Source organism: Lentzea xinjiangensis (assembly GCF_900110955.1).
GTDB lineage: Bacteria > Actinomycetota > Actinomycetes > Mycobacteriales > Pseudonocardiaceae > Lentzea > Lentzea xinjiangensis.
Genome location: NZ_FOFR01000005.1, coordinates 243,369 through 260,636, shown reverse-complemented (window position 1 = coordinate 260,636; position 17,268 = coordinate 243,369). Strand labels below are relative to the sequence as shown.

Here is a 17,268-nt window from a genome sequence, read left to right as displayed (position 1 = left end):
CGGAGGTGGCCCCGATCGCGTTGTGGCCCGGGGTAAGAGCGCCATCAGGTTTCCCGAAGGGTGCGCTAAGGGCCGCTTCGTAGCTTCGTGCCGTGAAGGAAAACGGGGGAAGCCGCTGGCTGGTCCGTCCTCGGCCCCGGCCGGACGCGGCACTGCGGGTGGTGTGCGTGCCGTACGCCGGTGGTGGCGCGTCGGCGTTCTGGGACTGGGCGGAGCTGCTGGGCGACTCGGTCGAACTGTGGTGCGCGGTGCTGCCGGGACGGGAACGGCGGTTCGCCGAGCCGGCCGCCACGGAGGCGGCGCGGATCGCGCAGCCGCTCGCCGAGGCGATCCGGGCGGAGGTCGGGCCACCCCTGGTGCTCTTCGGTCACAGCATGGGCGGGCTGCTCGCGTTCGACGTCGCGCGCAGGCTGGGCGACGCGGTCGAGCACCTGTTCGTGTCGGCGGCCAAGGCGCCGCACCTCCCGTTCGGTGAGCAGCCGCACCTGTTCGACGACGACGGTCTGGTCGACTGGATGACGCGGCTCGGCGGTGTTCCCGCGGACCTCCTGGCGCACCGGGAGATGCTCGCCCTCCTCCTGCCGGCCCTGCGCGCGGACCTGACCGTGTGCGCCGGGTTCCACGGCACGACGGACGCCATCGACGTGCCCATCACCGCGTTCGCCGGCACCGACGACCCGCTCGCGACCGTCGCCGACGTGGCGGCCTGGCAGCACCACACCGCCGCCCGCTTCGACCTCGTGGTCCGGCCCGGCGGCCACTTCTACCTCAAGGACGACCCGGCAGCGGTGACGAACGTCGTGCGTTCGGTCGCCAGGGAAGGTGTGCAGTGACCGAGCAGAGCCCCGCGGCCACCCGCGGTCAGCAGCAGATCTGGTTCTCCGACCAGCTCGCGCCGGACGCCACGTTCAACACGGTGCCGGTGTACGTGGAGATCACCGGTGAGCTGGACCCCCACGCGCTCGCCGCCGCGCTGACCGCGGTGGTGAACCGGCACGAGCCGCTGCGCACCGGCTACCGCCTCGACGGCACCGCGCTCGTCGCGGAGGTGACTCCCCAAGCGCGCCTGTCGATCGCGACGCGCGACCTGCGCGAGCTCGCTCCCGCCGAGCGCGAGGCGCGCGCCGCGGCGCTGGTGGCCAACGAGCTCAGCCGCCGCGTCGACCTCTCCGGCAAGCTGCCGCTGCGGATCGTCCTGCTGCGCCTGGACGACGACCGCCACCAGCTCGTCCTGCTGGTGCACCACATCGCGATCGACGGCGCGTCGGTCGCGGTGATCCAGGACGAGCTGCCGCGCTGCTACCAGGCCGCGGTCGGCGGCGAGAGCGTGTCGCTGCCCCGGCCGCCGGTCGCCTACCGCGAGATCGCGCCACCGGACGGGGACGCCGAGCACTGGCGCGAGGCGCTGGCGGACCTGCCGGAACCGCTGGAGCTGCCGAACATCCGCACCCGGCCCGCCCGGCCGGACTTCACCGCCGAGGCGCTGCCGCTGGTCGTGCCCGAGGAACTGGCCGACGCGGTCCGGCGCGTGGCGAGCACGCACCGGTCGTCGTCGTTCATGGTGCTGCTGACCGCGTTCTCCGTGCTGTTGCACCGGTTGACCGGCTCGTCGGACATCGTGGTCGGCTCGCCGTCCGCCGGCCGTGAGCACGCGGACACGCACGAACTGGTCGGCTACTTCGTCACCATGCTGGCGCTGCGGGTGCGGCTGGGTCCGGACCCGTCCTACCGCGAGGCCATGGACGTGGTGCGCGACGCCGTGCTGGACGCGCTCGACCACCGCGACACGCCGTTCCACCGGGTCTGCGAGGCGCTCGGCCAGGCGGGCGACGTGGACCGGCACCCGGTCTTCCAGATCGTCTTCGCCTCCCCGCCGCCGCTCGCCGGTCCGCTGGCCGCGGGAGGGTGCGTCTTCACGTTCACCCAGGGCACCAGCGACCAGGGCCTGTACGACCTCGAACTGCAGCTGCCCGACTCCGGCAGCGGCGAGATGCGCGGCTGGGTCAAGTTCCGCACCGCGCTCTACCGGCGGGCCGACGTCGTGGACCTGACCGAGCGGTTCGCCACCGTGCTCGGCCAGCTCACCGCCGCGCCGGACGCGCGGTTGTCGACCCTGTCGCTGCTGTCCGGCGACGAGCGCGGCCGGATCGTCCGCGACCTCAACGCCAACGCGACGGCCTACCCGCACGCCACCCTGGTCGAGCTCTTCGAGGACACCGCCGACCGGTACCGCGACGACATCGCCGTCGAGTTCGGGCCCGTGCGGCTCACCTACGGGGAGCTGGACCAGCGCGCCAACCGGCTCGCCGCCCACCTCGGCACGCTCGGCGTGGGCGTGGGAGCACCGGTGGGGATCCTCGCCGAACGGGGTGCGGACTGGGTCGTCGCCGCGATCGCCGTGCTCAAGGCCGGCGGCGCGTACCTGCCGCTCGACCCGGAGTACCCGCTCGACCGCCTGCGGGCGCTGTGCGCCGACGCCGGTGCCACCGTCGTGGTGGCGGACCGCGCCGTGGACCTGTCCGGTGTCGGCTTGGTCGACCTGTCGGCCATGGTGCTGACCTGCCCCGCCGACCGTCCACAACGGACGACCGGCGCGGACGACCTCGCGTACGTCATGTACACCTCCGGCTCGACCGGGATGCCGAAGGGCGTCTGCGTCAGCCACCGCAACGTCGTCCGGCTCGTCCGCGACACGAACTACGTCGAGTTCGCGCCCGGTGACCGGGTCGCGCAGGCGTCCACCACCACGTTCGACGCGGCGACGTTCGAGATCTGGGGCGCGCTGCTCAACGGCGGCCGGCTGGTCGGCCTGCCCAAGGACATCGCCCTCGACCCGGCGGCGCTGGGGGAGTGGTTGCGGGCCAACGAGATCGACACGTTGTTCCTGACGACCTCGGTCGCCATGCACGTGGCGCGGGAGATGCCCGCGGCGCTGGCCGGGCTGCGCCACTTCGTCTTCGGCGGCGAGCAGCCGGACGAGCACGCGGTCGCCGCGCTCGTCGCGCACCCCGGCGGTCCCGAGCACGTCGTGAACGGCTACGGCCCGACCGAGACCACGACGTTCGCGTCCAGCCACGAGTGCGAACGCGCGGAAGGGCGCATCCCGCTGGGACGGGCACTGAGCAACACCCAGCTCTACGTGCTGGACCAGTACCTGGAACCGGTGCCCCCCATGGCCGTCGGCGAGCTGTGCATCGGCGGCGACGGCGTCGCCCGCGGTTACGTGGGCAACCCCGCGCTCACGGCCGAGAAGTTCGTGCCCGACCACCTGGGCGGCAAGCCCGGTGCGCGGCTCTACCGGACCGGTGACCTGGCGCGGTTGCGGGCCGACGGCACGTTCGAGTACCTGGGCAGGGCCGACCGGCAGGTGAAGATCCGCGGGTTCCGGATCGAGCCGGGCGAGGTCGAGGCCTGCCTGCACTCGTCGGGACTGGTGCGCCAGGCCGTTGTCGTGCCGCGGGCCGATGCCGCCGGTGATCACAGCCTGGTCGGTTACGTCGTGCTGGAGCAGCCCGGCGAGGATCAGGTCGACGAGCTGATGCGGCACGTGCGCGAGACGCTGCCCGCCTACCTCGTGCCGTCCGCGCTGGTCGCGCTGGAGACGTTGCCGTTGACCCGCAACGGGAAGCTCGACCTGCGGGCGCTGCCGGACCCGGAGGTCGCCGGCGAGGAACCGGACGAGCCGCGCACGGTCACCGAGACGGCCGTCGCGGACGTGTGGCGGCAGGTGCTCGGCGCGGCGGCGGTGGGCCGCGACGCCAACTTCTTCGACCTGGGCGGGCATTCGATGAAGGCGGCCCGCATCCTCTCGCGCATCGAGAGCGAACTGGGTGTCCGGCTGCCGATGCGGACGCTGTTCGACCACCCGACCGTCGCCGGTCTCGCCACCGAGGTCGAGCGGTTGCGCGGCACCGGTGGCACCACGCCCGTGGGCGTCGGCGCGATCCGAGCCGAGGCCAGGTCCTCGCTCTCCGTCGCCGACCTGCTCGATCTGTGAAAGGCAGGGAAACCGTGCAGGACGTGTTGCGGCGCCTGAGAGCGCTGGACCCCGAGAAGCGCGCGGCCGTGTTCGCGCGGCTCGCGGAGCGGGGCGAGGAGTTCAACGTGCACCCGGTGTCCTCCGGGCAGCGGCGGCTGTGGCTGCTGGACCAGCTCCACCCCGGCAGCGCCGTCCACAACGTGCCGTACGCCTTCCGGCTGCGCGGATCCGTCGATCCCGGGGCGCTCGCGGCCGCGCTGACCCAGGTCGGCCGGCGGCACGAGGCGCTGCGGACCGTGTTCCTCGACCTCGACGGCGACCCGCGGCAGGTGATCCTGCCGGAGCCGCAGTTCGCGCTCCAGGTGACCGACCTCGACGTCGCCGACCGGGACGCCTGCGCGGCGGAGCGCGCCGCCGAGGCCGCGCGGGAACCGTTCGACCTGGCCGAGGGACCGTTGCTGCGCGCGGAACTGGTGGTCTTCGACGAGACCGACGCGCTGCTGCTGGTGTCGATGCACCACATCATCTGCGACGGGTGGAGCACGCAGCTGTTGTTCGCGCAGTGGCGGGCCGCCTACGAGTCCGGCGACCTCGGCCCGGCGCCGGCGCAGTACCTCGACTTCAGCCGGTGGCAGAACGAGTGGCTGAACGGCCCGGACGGCGCCCGCCTGCTCGGCTACTGGACCGCGCAGCTCGCCGGGGTGCCGCCCGTGCTGGAGCTGCCGGCCGACCACCCGCGCCCGGCCGTGCTGCGGATGCGCGGCGCGGCGGAGAGCTTCGCCTGGCCCGCTTCACTCCAGCGGCGGCTCGACGAGTTCTGCCTCGCGGAGCGCGTCACACCGTTCATGGTGCTGGTGACCGCGTGGAACGTCCTGCTGCACCGGTACTGCGGCGCCGATGACATCGTGGTCGGCACCAACGTGGGCAACCGCCCGGCCGGGACCGAGGACGCCGTCGGCTTCTTCGTCAACACCGTCGCCCTGCGCACCACCGTGGACCCCGCGACCGGCTTCCGGGAGCTGCTGCACCGGGTGCGGGACACGACGCTGGCCGCCCAGCAGCACCAGGAGCTGCCGTTCGAGCTCCTCGTCGAGGCCCTCGCGCCGCCGCGCAGCACCGCGCACCAGCCGGTGGTCCAGACGGTCGTCGGCATGGAGGACGGCCAGCACGAGATCTTCTCGCTGCCGCGGGTGCGAGTCGACCGCGTCGCGTCGCACTCGGGCACCTCGAAGTGGGACCTGGAGCTGGCCGTCACCTCGACCGAGGGCGGCATCACCGGGCTGCTGGAGTACGACAGCGCGCTGTACGAACCGGCGACCGCTCGCCGGCTGCTCGGCCACCTGGAGACGTTGCTCTCGGCCGGTCTCGCCGACCCGGAGTGCCCGGTCGGCCGGCTGACGATGATCACCGCCGCCGAGCGCGCGCAGCTCGTGCGGGAGTGGAACCCGCCGCCCGCACCCCGGCTGGACGGCGTGCTGGTGCACGAGCTGGCCGAGGCCTCGGCGGACCGCGCCCCCGATGCCGTGGCGCTGGTGTTCGAGGACCGGGAGCTGACCTACCGGGAGCTCGACGAGCGGGCGAACCAGCTCGCGCACCGGTTGCGCTCGGCGGGGATCGGGCGCGGCCACCTGGTCGGGATCAGCCTGCCGCGGTCGATCGAGCTCGTGGTGGCGCAGCAGGGCGTGCTCAAGTCGGGCGCGGCCTACGTGCCGCTCGACCCGGAGTACCCGGCGGAGCGGCTGGCCCACATGGTCTCCGACTCCGGCCTGCGCGTCGTCGTGACGCTCGGGCGGCTCGCCGGGCGGTTCCCCGGCGTGGACGCGCTGCCGCTGGACGAGGCGGACCTGTCGGCGGAGCCCGTCGAACGCCTGCCGAGGACCGCCGGACCGGACGACCTGGCGTACGTCATCTACACCTCCGGGTCCACCGGCAAGCCGAAGGGCGCCATGCTGCCGCACCGGGGCGTGGTGAACCTCGCGGACGAGCTGGCCAGGACGCTCGGCATCGGGCCGGGCAACCGGATGCTGCAGTTCGCGTCGTTCAGCTTCGACGTGTCGGTGGCCGACATCGTGGTCACGCTGAGCGCGGGCGCCACGGTAGTGCTGGCGGCGCAGCACGACCTGCAACCCGGCCCCGACCTGGCCCGCACGATCACCTCGCAGCGGGTCGACACGGCCTGCCTGCCGCCGACCGTGCTGCGGCTGACCGACCCGGCGCTGGTGCCCGGCCTGCGCACGCTGATGGCCGGTGGCGAGGCCTGCCCGGACGAGGTGGCCGCCGCGTGGGCGCCGGGCCGCCGGTTCCTCAACGTCTACGGGCCCACCGAGGCGAGCATCTGGATCACCTCGTCGGAGTGCGACGGCACGGAGAGCCCGTTGCCGATCGGACGGCCGATCGCGGGCAACACCGCCTACGTGCTCGACGAGCACCGCGAGCCGGTGCCGATCGGGGTGCCGGGAGAGCTCTGCCTGGGCGGCGTGCAGGTGGCGCGCGGGTACCTGAACCGGCCGGAGCTGACGGCCGAGAGGTTCGTGCCCGACCCGTTCGCCGGTGGGCGGCTGTACCGCACCGGCGACCTCGCGAGGTTCCTGCCGGACGGGCGGATCGAGTTCCTGCGCCGGATGGACGACCAGATCAAGCTGCGCGGCTACCGGATCGAGCTGGGCGAGGTCCAGACCGCCGTGAGCCGGCACCCGTCGGTGCGGGCGGCGGTGGTCATCGCCCGCGAGGACGTGCCGGGTGACGTCCGGCTGGTCGCCTACGCGGTAGCCGCCGCAGGCCGCCGGATCGACGCCGCGGAGCTGCGGGCACACCTGCGCCGGGGGTTGCCGGAGTACATGGTGCCGAGCGCGTTCGTGGAAGTGCCCACCATTCCGCGCAACCCCAACGGCAAGCTCGACCGCCGGGCGTTGCCGGAACCGGAGTCGGTGCGGCCCGAACGGGTCGTGGCGCCCGTCGGCAACCAGACCGAGCGGGCGATCTCCGAGGTGTGGCGCGAGGTCCTGCGGACGGACCGGGTGGGCGCCGACGACAACTTCTTCGACCTCGGCGGCAACTCGGTCCTGCTGGTCAAGGCGCGCAGCAGGCTGGCGGAGGTGCTCGCGCGGGACGTGCCGACGGTCACGTTGTTCACCTACCCGACGGTGAGGGCGTTGGCGGCGCACTTCGACGGGGGCGGGCGGGCCGAGACGCGGACCGCCGGCGGCAGGAAGGCTTTGCTGACACGGGGGAGGAAGTCGTGACCGGGTACACCGGGCTGGAGATCGCGGTCGTCGGCATGGCCGGCCGCTTCCCCGGATCGTCCACAGTGGATGAGTTCTGGGACCACGTGCTCGCCGGTGAGGCCGGCGTGCGCCGCTTCACCGACGATGAGCTCGACGCAGCGGGGGTGTCCGCGCAACGACGCGCCGAGCCGGGTTTCGTGCCGATGGGTGGCGCGCTGGACGGCATCGAGTTCTTCGACGCCAAGCTGTTCGGCTACAGCCCGCGCGACGCCGCCGTGCTGGACCCGCAGCAGCGGGTGTTCCTGGAGTGCGCGTGGCACGCCCTGGAGCACGCCGGGCACCTCGGCGACGGCGAGGGCATCGGCGTCTACGCGTCGGCCAGCGTCAACACCTACCTGCTCAGGCACCTGTGGGACAACCCCGCCGTGCCGGGCGGGTTGCAGCCGCTCGACCTGCTGCTGGCCAACGACAAGGACACGCTCGCCAGCAGGGTCGCCTACCACCTCGACCTGACCGGGCCCGCGATCACCGTCCAGACGGCGTGCTCGTCGTCGCTGGTCGCGATCCACGTCGCGTGCCAGGCGCTGCTCGGCCGCGACTGCGACACCGCGCTGGCCGGCGGTGTCTCGATCCGGCCGCCGGTGCACGAGGGGTACCGGTACACCGAGGGCGGCATCCTCGCCGCCGACGGGCGCTGCCTGCCGTTCGACGCCGACGCCCACGGCGTGGTCGCCGGCAACGGCGTCGCCGCCGTGGTGCTGCGCAGGCTGGAGGACGCGCTCGCGGACGGCGACACGATCCACGCCGTCGTCAAGGGCACGGCCGTCAACAACGACGGCGCGGGCAAGGTGGGCTTCACCGCGCCGAGCGTCCACGGCCAGGCGCGGGCGATCAGGGCGGCGCACGAGTTGTCCGAAGTGGACTCCTCGACGATCGGGTACGTCGAGGCGCACGGCACCGCCACACCGCTCGGCGACCCGATCGAGGTGGCCGCGCTGACGCAGGCGTTCACCACCCCTCCCGAGTCGTGCGCCCTGGGCTCGGTCAAGGCGCTGATCGGGCACCTGGACGCGGCCGCGGGCGTCGCCGGGTTCGTCAAGGCGGTGCTCGCCGTGCGCGCCGGTGTGGTGCCCCCGAGCCCGTACTTCACCGGCCCCGGGACCGGGCTGGAGCGCAGCCCGTTCTTCGTCAACCGCGAGGCGCTGCCGTGGCCGTCGCCGCGCAGGGCCGGGGTCAGCGGGTTCGGCATGGGCGGCACGAACGCGCACGCCGTGCTGGAGGAGCCGCCGTCACCGGAACCGATGGCGCCGGGCAGGTCGCGGCACCTGCTGGTGCTGTCGGCGGCGTCCGAGGAGTCGTTGCGGGAGAGCCGGGAGCGGCTGGCCGGGCACCTCGCCGGTGCCGGCGCGCCGCTCGCGGACGTCTCGCACACCCTGCGGACCGGGCGCCGCGCCCTGCGGCACCGCCTCGCGGTGGTCGCCGGTGACCGCGCCGAGGCCGGTGCGGCGCTGGCCGGGGCGTGGACCGGCGCCGGCGACCGGGCGGACGTGGTGTTCCTGTTCCCCGGCCAGGGTTCGCAGCACGCGGGCATGGCCGCGCGGCTCGCGGACGAGGAGCCGGTGTTCCGCGCGGCGCTGGACGAGTGCGCTGCCCACCTGCCGTTCGACCTGGACGAGGTCCTCGCCGACGCCGGGCTGCTCCAGCGGACCAGGTTCACCCAGCCCGCGCTGTTCGCGGTCGAGTACGCGCTCGCGCGGCTCTGGGAGCGCTGGGGCGTGCGGCCGGCCGCGATGCTCGGCCACAGCGTCGGCGAGTACGTGGCGGCGTGCCTGGCCGGGGTGTTCTCCCCGGAGGACGCGCTGAAGCTCGTCACGGCCCGCGGTGAGCTGATGGACGCGCTGCCCGCGGGTGCCATGCTCTCGGTGCCGATGGGCGCCGACGAGCTGGAGCTGCCCGACGACGTGTGCCTGGCCGCGAGCAACGCGCCGGCCATGAGCACCGTCGCGGGCACGGTCGAGGCGATCGACCGGTTCGCCGCGGGGCTGAGCGTGCCCAGCCGCCGCCTGCACACCTCCCACGCGTTCCACTCGTCGATGGTCGACCCGGTGCTCGGCGCGTTCGCCGAGCGGGTGGGCGAGGTCGAGCTGCGGGCGCCGCGCGTCCCGTTCGCCTCCAACGTCTCCGGCACCTGGATCACCGCGGCGGAGGCGACCGACCCCGGCTACTGGGTGCGGCACGCGCGGGAAGCCGTGCGGTTCAGCGAAGGGCTGCGCACGCTGCTCGCCGGCGGACCGGTCAACCTGCTGGAGGCCGGGCCCGGCAACGTGCTCACCACCCTGGCCCGGCAGCACGACCTGGCGGCCGGGGGCCACGCGGCGTTCGGGTCGTTGCGGCACCCGCGCGAGGACAAGCACGACCTCGACACGGTGCTGACCGCGCTGGGCCGTCTGTGGATCTCCGGCGTTCCGGTGGACCTCGCCGCGCCGACGGCGGACGAGCGGCGCCGGCGGGTTCCGCTGCCGCAGTACCCGTTCGAGCGGGTCCGGCACTGGGTGGACCTGCCGGGCACGACGGCGCCGCAGGCCGAGCCCGGACGTGCCGCGGCGGCCGCCGCGGTGCCGGCGCAGGGCGGCGACCTCGCCGTGATCACCGCGATCTGGCAGGAGCTGCTCGGCATCGACCGGATCGGCCCGGACGACGACTACTTCGAGCTGGGCGGGCACTCGCTGCTGGCCACCCAGGTCCTGGCGCGGATCACCGGCGGGCTCGGTGTCGCCCTGCCCGCCGGCGCGATCTTCGAGGCGCCGACGCCCGCCCGGCTGACCGCACTGGTCGAACGGCTGCGGGCCGAACAGCGCGAGCCGGCGCAGGACGACGAGTTCGCCCGGCTGCTCGCCGAGATCCGCGACATGTCACCGGAAGAGCTGCGGGCCGAACTGGACCGCGAGCGGGACGCCCAGGAGATCTCCCAGTCATGACCGACAACCTGACCAGCTCACTGACCGAGGACCAGCGCCGGCTGCTGGAGCTGCGGCTGCGCCACGCGGACCGCTCCCAACCGGTGTCGTTCACCCAGGAACAACTGTGGTTCCTCGACCGCCTCGACCCCGGCAACCCCGCCTACGCGATCCCTTTCGGGCTCCGGCTCACCGGACCGCTCGACCGCGCCGCCCTCGAGCTCGCCGTCGGCCGGGTCGTGGACCGGCACTCCGCCCTGCGCACCACGTTCTTCGACCGCGACGGCGAGCTGCGGCAACGGGTGCACGACACCGTCCCGATCGCCATCGAGGTGACCGACCTGTCCGCGGACCGCGGTCGCGCCGGGGAGGTCGTGCGGGAGCACGCCCGGCACGTCTTCGACCTGGGCACCGGTCCGCTGGTGGCGTTCCGGCTCGTGGTGCTGGGCGAGGAGGAGCACCTCCTGCTCGTCACCGCGCACCACATCGTGTTCGACGCCGCCTCGGCGGAGGTCTTCTGCGCCGACCTCGCCGCCTGCTACGGAGGCGCGACGCTGCCCGAGCCGGCCGCGTCGTTCGCCCGGTACGCGGCGGCCGAGCGGCGCAGGCTGACCGGCGAGGTGATGGACGGGCACCTGGCCCACTGGCGGGAGAAGCTCGCCGGCAGCCCGGCCCGCTCGACCGTGCCGCCCGACCTGCCGCGTCCCGCGGTCCAAACCCACACGGGCGGGCGGCGCCACTTCGTCGTTCCCGCCGGCCTGACCTCGAAGCTCGCCGCGAGAGCGCGCGAGCTGGGCGTCTCGCTGAACGCCGTGGTGCTGAGCGGGTTCGCGGCGGTGATCGGCCAGGAACGGGTGCTGCTCGGCATGCCGGTCAGCGGCCGGGGCCGTCCCGAGCTGGAGTCGATGATCGGCTCGCTGGCGAACATGCTGGTGCTGCGGGTCGACCTGCCCGACGCGCCGGCGAGCGAGGTGATCCGCGCGACGCACCGCGCGATCAGCGAGGCCTACGCCCACCAGGACGCCCCGTACGCACGGGTCGTGGAGGCGGTCGACCCGCCGCGCGACCCGAGCCGGAACCCGTTGTTCCAGGCCATGCTGAGCCTCACCGAGGCGCCCCTGTCCCGGACGGCGGGCGGCGTCGAGCTGACCCCGGTCGAGGTCGACAACGGGCTCACCGACTTCGACCTGTTCGTCGTGCTGTCCAGAGTGGACGGTGAGCTGCGCGGGGTGCTCGGCTACAACGCCGACCTCTACCTCGACGAGACGGTCCGCGAGCTGGGCGAGCAGTTCACCGCCGTGCTGACCGCGATCGCCGACGAGCCGGAGCGGTCCCTCCGGAGCCGGCAGCGGATCTCGGTCGCGGCGACGTTCACCGCGGACCCCGTGCGCGAGCCGCTGGACGTCCTCCACGGTGTGCTGCGGCTGCCGGTCGACGTCGAAATGGCGCCTTACCAGCAGATCGCGCAGCACCTGATCGGCGGCGACGGCGGCCGGCCAGCCGACGTCGTGCTGCTGCGGTGGGAGGACTGGCTGCGGCACGGTGACGCGCTGGACGCGTCCTGGGAGGACTTCGAGGCAGCGGTCACCGCGTACCGGGAACGGTCCTCCGCGCCGTTGTACCTCGTCGTGTGCCCGTCCGTGCGGGCGTTCGGCCACCTCGACGACCGGCTGGCCGTGCTCGCGGACCGGACCGAGGGCGTGCGCGCCGTGTGGTTCGCGGACTGGGCGAAGGCGCTGCCGGTCGGCGTCGTGTTCGACCCCCAGGCCGACAAGCTCGGCCACGTCCCCTACACGCCGGAGATGTTCGCGGCACTGGCGATCCTGCTGACCCGCACGCTGCACGCCGGCGCGCACCGGATCCACCTGCTGGACACCGGCCTCGGTGACCCGGCCGCGCTGGCCGAACGCGCGGCGCCCGCAGTGCGGGCCGTCGCCGTCGACACGCCGCCGGTCGCGCCGCGCACCACCACCGAGGAACGGCTGGCGAGGGTGTGGCGGGAGGTGCTCAAGCTCGACGAGGTCGGTGTGACGCACGACTTCTTCGCCCTCGGCGGGCACTCGCTGCTCGCGACGCAGCTCCTGTCCAAGGTGTACGCGGAGTTCGGCGTCGACGTGTCGCTGCACGCGCTGTTCACCCACCCGACCGTCGAGGCGCTGGCGGGGCTCGTCGAGGAGCCGGGGGAGACCGGGCACCCGCTGTCGCCGGTCCCGCGCTCCGGCGCACTGGAGCTGTCGGCGATCCAGCAGCGGATGTGGGCGGCCACGCAGCTCGACCCCACCACGACCCGGATGAACACCACGTTCGCGGTCCTGCTGCGCGGTTCGCTGGACGTGGCGGCGATGCGCGCCGCCGTGGCCGAGGTCGTGGGCAGGCACGAGATCCTGCGCACGACGTTCGCCGAACGCGACGGCCGGCCGGTGATGGTGGTGCACGCCGGCATGGACTGCTGGCTGCCCGAGGCCGAGGGCGGGCCGGAGGAGTTCCTGCGCGAGCACACGAACCACGTGTACGACCTGGAGAACGGACCGCTGCTGCGGGTCCGGCTGGTGCGCACGGGCGTGGACGAGCACCACCTGCTGCTCGGCATGCACCACATCGTCTGCGACAACACGTCGTGGGGCGTGCTGCTCGCCGAGCTGTCCGCCTGCTACGCGCACCGGGAGCTGCCCGAGCTGGAGGTCCAGTACGCGGACTACGCGGCCTGGCAACGGGAGCTGCTCACCGAGGAGGCGCTCGAACCGCACCTCGACCACTGGCGCTCCTCCCTCGCCGACGCCCCGTCGCAGCTCGAGCTGCCGGCGGAACGCCCTGAGCGCAACGACACCGAACGCACCTCGTCCGCCGTTCCGGGCGCGGTCGCGGAAACGGTGCGAGAGCTGGCCCGCGCCGAGGGCAGCACACCGTTCGCGACGCTGCTCGCGGCGTACGCGGTGGTGCTGTACCGGCGCAGCGCGCAGCCGGACGTTGTGCTGAGCGTGCCGCAGCAGGGCAGGCCCCGCCCGGAGGTGGAGCACCTCATCGGCTGCTTCACCGACCTGCTGCCGATCCGCGTGGACCTGGGCGGGCGGCTCACGTTCCGGCAGGTGCTGCACCGGGTGCACCGCGCGATGGTGGACGGCTACCGGCACTCGGACGTGCCGTTCTCCAGCGTGGCCCACGTGCTGCCGCGTCAGCGCGGACGCCACCCCGTCTACCAGTGCGCGTTCAACTACGCCGACCTGCCGGACGAGGCGATGTCGTGGCCCGGCCTGGACCTGGAGCCGCTGGAGGTGCCGGTCACCAGCCTGGACTTCGACCTGTTCCTGACCCTCACGACGGAGCGCGGCGAGCTGGCCGCGACGCTCGAGTACAGCGCCGACCTGTTCACGGGCGAGGGCGCGGCCGGTCTGCTGGAGTCCTTCGTCGCGCAGCTCGGCGAGCTGGTCTCGGCCCCGGACGCGCAGATCGTCGTCGAGCGCCCGGTGTCCACTGCGGAGACGCTGCCGATGAGCGTCATCTCGTCGCGGCCGGTCGACGGGGTGCTGCCGGTGCTGTCCTCGTGGGCGGACGAGCTCGGCCTGCCCCTCACCGTGCGCACGACCCCGGCGGGTCAGGTGCTGCGCCCGCTGCTGGACCCGGAGGCCGGGCTCGACGGTGTGCCGGGGGAGACGACCGCGCTGGTGCTGTGGTGGGAGGACCTGTTCGAGGGCGGCGTCGGCGCGTTCGAGATCGCGTTCGCCCGGCTGTGCGCGGCGATCGAGCGGTGGACCGGGCGCACGGGTGGGTCGCTCGCGGTGCTGGCGGTGTCCGGCCGCGAGGACACGCCCTGGCCGGGCGTGTTCGGCCACGCGGCCGACCGCCTCGCCCGGCGCTTCCCCGCGGTGTCCGTCGTCGACCTGCTGACGGCCGAAGGGGATCCGGGCGTCGTGCTGGGCACCGCCCTCGCCCGCCTGGTGCACGGCGGCGACCTGCCGGAGGAACCGCGCACCGCGGAAGCACCGCGCACCGACGAGGAACGCGCTCTGGCCGCTGTGTGGTGCGAGGTGCTGAAGCTCCGGGAAGTCGGCGTGCACGACGACTTCTTCGAGCTGGGTGGTGACTCGATGACGGCGATCCAGGTGGTGTGGCTCGCGAACCAGGCCGGAATCAGGTTCACCCCGGCGCAGCTCACCGCGAAGCGGACCATCGCGGAACTGCTCCGGGTGCCGATGACCGAGGAGCAGCAAGCGCTTGCGGCCGTGTGGTGCGAGGTGCTGAAGCTGCCGGAGGTCGGCGTGCACGACGACTTCTTCGAGCTGGGTGGTGACTCGATGACGGCGATCCAGGTGGTGTGGCTCGCGAACCAGGCCGGCATCAGGTTCACGCCGGCGCAGCTCACCGCGCAGCGGACCATCGCCGAGCTGTGCGCCGCGACCGCTCCGCGGCCAGGGGCCGAGCAGGGGCCCGTGGAGGGCGACTTCCCGGCCACCGGCGCCCAGCGCTGGTTCTTCGAGGCGCTGGCGACCTCGATGACCGCACCGGCCCACTTCAACCACCCGTACTACCTGCGGCTGCGGGTGCCGGCCACACCCGAGCAGCTCGAACGCGCCACCGCCGCGCTGGTGGCGCACCACGACGGCCTGCGGTTGCGCTTCCGGCGCGAGGGCACCGACTGGCACGCCTCGCACGGGCCCGTTGAGAGCGCGATGCCGTTCGTGTCGTTCGACGTGTCGGACGCCGCCGACCGGGAACGGGCGATCGAGCGGCACCTGAACGAGGTGCACCCGACGCTCGACCTCGTGGACGGCCCGCTGGCCATGGTCGTCCACTTCGGACTCGGCGACCACGAGCCGGACCGCGTGATGGTCATCTGCCACCACCTGGTGACCGACGGCGTCTCGCGCAGCCTCATCCTGGAGGACTTCCAGAGCGCGCTGCGCCAGGTGCTCGCCGGGCAGACCGCCGACCTCGGGCCCAAGACGACGGCGTTCCGGGACTGGGCGCTGCGCGTCGACGAGTACGCCCGCGGCCCGCGACCGCTGAGGGAGCTCGAGTACTGGGAGCGGCAGGCGCCCGGCGCCGAGGAGATCACCGCCGACCTGCCCGGCCGCAACACGTTCGGTGTCATGGCGGACATCCACACGACGATCGACGCGGAGACCACCGCGCGGCTGCGCGCGCTGGCCAAGGCGCACCGGGTCGGTGTGAGCGACCTGCTGGTCTGGGCGTCCGTGCGAATGGCGGCCGACCGGTCCGGCAGTCCGGAGTGGACGATCGCGACCACCGGCCACGGACGGGAGGCGTTGTTCGACGGCCTCGACCTGTCCCGCACGGTCGGCTGGTTCCAGGTGATGTACCCGGTCCGGCTCACCCTGCCCGGCGGCGGTGACGTGGCCGCCGTCCGGTCGGTGGCCGAGCAGCTCGGGCGGGTGCCCGTCAACGGCATCGGCTACGGCCTGCTGCGCTACAACAACCCGGATCCCGCCGTGCGCCGGCGGCTGGAGACGGCGAACCCGCAGCTCACCGTGAACTACGCCGGCGCGTTCGGCTTCACCGACCTCTCCAGCGCCGACGAGCTGTTCGACCTCTGCCGGGAGGAGCTCGGTGTCCTGCAGGACCCCGCCACCGCGTGGCCCGGCCGGATCGACGTCGTCGGGTCGCTCGTCGGCGACCGGATCCGCGTCGAGATGAACTACGGCACCGAGATGTACCTGCCCGAGACCGCGCGCCGGATGCTCGGTGACATCGAAGAGCTGCTTCGCCGGCTCGTCTCACAGAACAGGATGGGGTAATGCCAAAGCCTTCGGGATTCGGCGCGTTCACGATCATGTGGGTGGGGCAGCTGCTGTCCGCGCTGGGCACCCGCATGACGAACTTCGCGCTCGGCATCTGGGTGTGGCAGCAGACCGGCTCGGCCACCTCGATGGCGCTGATGATGTTCTGCGGCTTCGGCTCGACCGTGCTGTTCAGCCCGGTCGCCGGCCACCTGATCGACAGGTGGAGCCGCAAGAGGTCGATCATCGTCAGCGAGATCGGGTCGATCGTCGTCACGTTCATCCTGCTCGGCCTGTTCCTGTCGGACTCGACGCAGCTCTGGCACCTCTACCTCGTCAACGTGCTGACCGGCGCGCTGCTCGCGATCCAGGGGCCGGCGTTCGGGGCGACCATCGCGGTGATGATCGAGAAGGGCAGGTTCCTGCGCGCCAACGCGATGATGTGGTCGGTCAAGAGCTTCCCGGTGATCTTCGCGCCGGCCCTGGCCGCCACCCTGCTCGGTCTCACCGGCATCAAGCTGATCCTGTTCGTCGACGGGCTCACGTACGTGGCTGCGATCATCTCGGTGCTCGTGGTCCACATCCCGAAGGTGCCGGGGCAGGACCGCGAGAAGAGCACCTTCTGGCAGGACTGCGTGTTCGGCTTCCGCTACATCGTCGAACGGCCGCCGCTGCTCGCCGTGCAGGTCGTGCTGTTCTCCATCAGCTTGCTGGCCGCGCTCGCGTGGGCGCTGATCGTGCCGCTGGTGCTGGCCCGCACGCTGGGTGACGAGGGCACCCTGGGCCTGGTCCAGAGCATCGGCGCGGTCGGCGGCGTGCTCGGCGGCGTCCTGCTCGGCGTCATGAAGCCGCCGCGCCGCAAGATGCTCGTGGTGCTCGGCGCCATCCTGGTGTTCAGCATCGTGGGCCGGATCGTCTACGGCGTCGGTGACGGCCTGATCGCCTGGGCCGCCGCGATGTTCTTCGTCGAGCTGACGATCCCGTTCATCGACGGCCTGGCGCAGACCATCTGGCAGGAGAAGGTCGATCCGGCCGTCCAGGGCCGGGTGTTCGCCGCCCGCAACTTCTTCGAGAACCTCTCGGTCCCGATCGGCTTCGCCGCCGCCGGACCGCTGGTGGACAAGGTGCTGGAGCCGGCGATGCGCGGTGACACGGCGCTCGCCGGCACGTTCGGCTGGCTCGTCGGCACCGGCCCCGGCTCGGGCATCGGCCTGCTGTTCGTGGGCGTCGGGGTGCTGGGCGCCGGCGTCGGAGTCGCGGGCCTGCTCAACCGCAACGTCCGCGAGGTCGAGACGCTCGTGCCCGACCACGAGCCCGAGCCGGAACCCGTCAAGAAGCCCGTCGCGGCACTCGCCGACTGAGAAGGGGGAGAA

Annotated in this window: 6 protein-coding genes; all 6 read left to right on the top strand. The window is 73.1% G+C overall.

Translation table 11 applies throughout. The annotated features are described in order from the left end of the window. Positions 1-92: 92 nt before the first annotated feature. From BMW88_RS14645 to BMW88_RS14620, 6 genes are read left to right on the top strand one after another with little or no spacing between them, the layout of a single operon-like run. Positions 93-833 carry a thioesterase II family protein gene (locus tag BMW88_RS14645; protein ID WP_089951245.1) on the top strand — a complete coding sequence of 247 codons (741 nt, stop codon included), beginning with the start codon at positions 93-95 and terminating at the stop codon, positions 831-833. Continuing rightward, the gene (locus tag BMW88_RS14640; protein WP_177221105.1) at positions 830-3,997 is read left to right on the top strand and encodes a non-ribosomal peptide synthetase; all 3,168 of its coding nucleotides are present in this window, start codon (positions 830-832) and stop codon (positions 3,995-3,997) included. The genes BMW88_RS14645 and BMW88_RS14640 overlap by 4 nt, the downstream gene beginning before the upstream one ends. A gap of 14 nt (positions 3,998-4,011) precedes the next feature. Continuing rightward, a complete protein-coding gene (locus BMW88_RS14635; RefSeq protein WP_177221104.1) occupies positions 4,012-7,221 on the top strand; it encodes a non-ribosomal peptide synthetase in 3,210 nt (1,069 codons plus the stop codon). After that, positions 7,218-10,181, top strand: a complete 2,964-nt coding sequence (locus BMW88_RS14630; RefSeq protein ID WP_245777782.1) for a type I polyketide synthase — start codon at positions 7,218-7,220, stop codon at positions 10,179-10,181. Before BMW88_RS14635 ends, BMW88_RS14630 begins: the two co-directional genes overlap by 4 nt. Further along, the gene (locus tag BMW88_RS14625; RefSeq protein WP_089951242.1) at positions 10,178-15,913 is read left to right on the top strand and encodes a condensation domain-containing protein; all 5,736 of its coding nucleotides are present in this window, start codon (positions 10,178-10,180) and stop codon (positions 15,911-15,913) included. Before BMW88_RS14630 ends, BMW88_RS14625 begins: the two co-directional genes overlap by 4 nt. Next, positions 15,913-17,256, top strand: a complete 1,344-nt coding sequence (locus BMW88_RS14620; RefSeq protein WP_089951241.1) for an MFS transporter — start codon at positions 15,913-15,915, stop codon at positions 17,254-17,256. The genes BMW88_RS14625 and BMW88_RS14620 overlap by 1 nt, the downstream gene beginning before the upstream one ends. Positions 17,257-17,268: the final 12 nt, after the last annotated feature.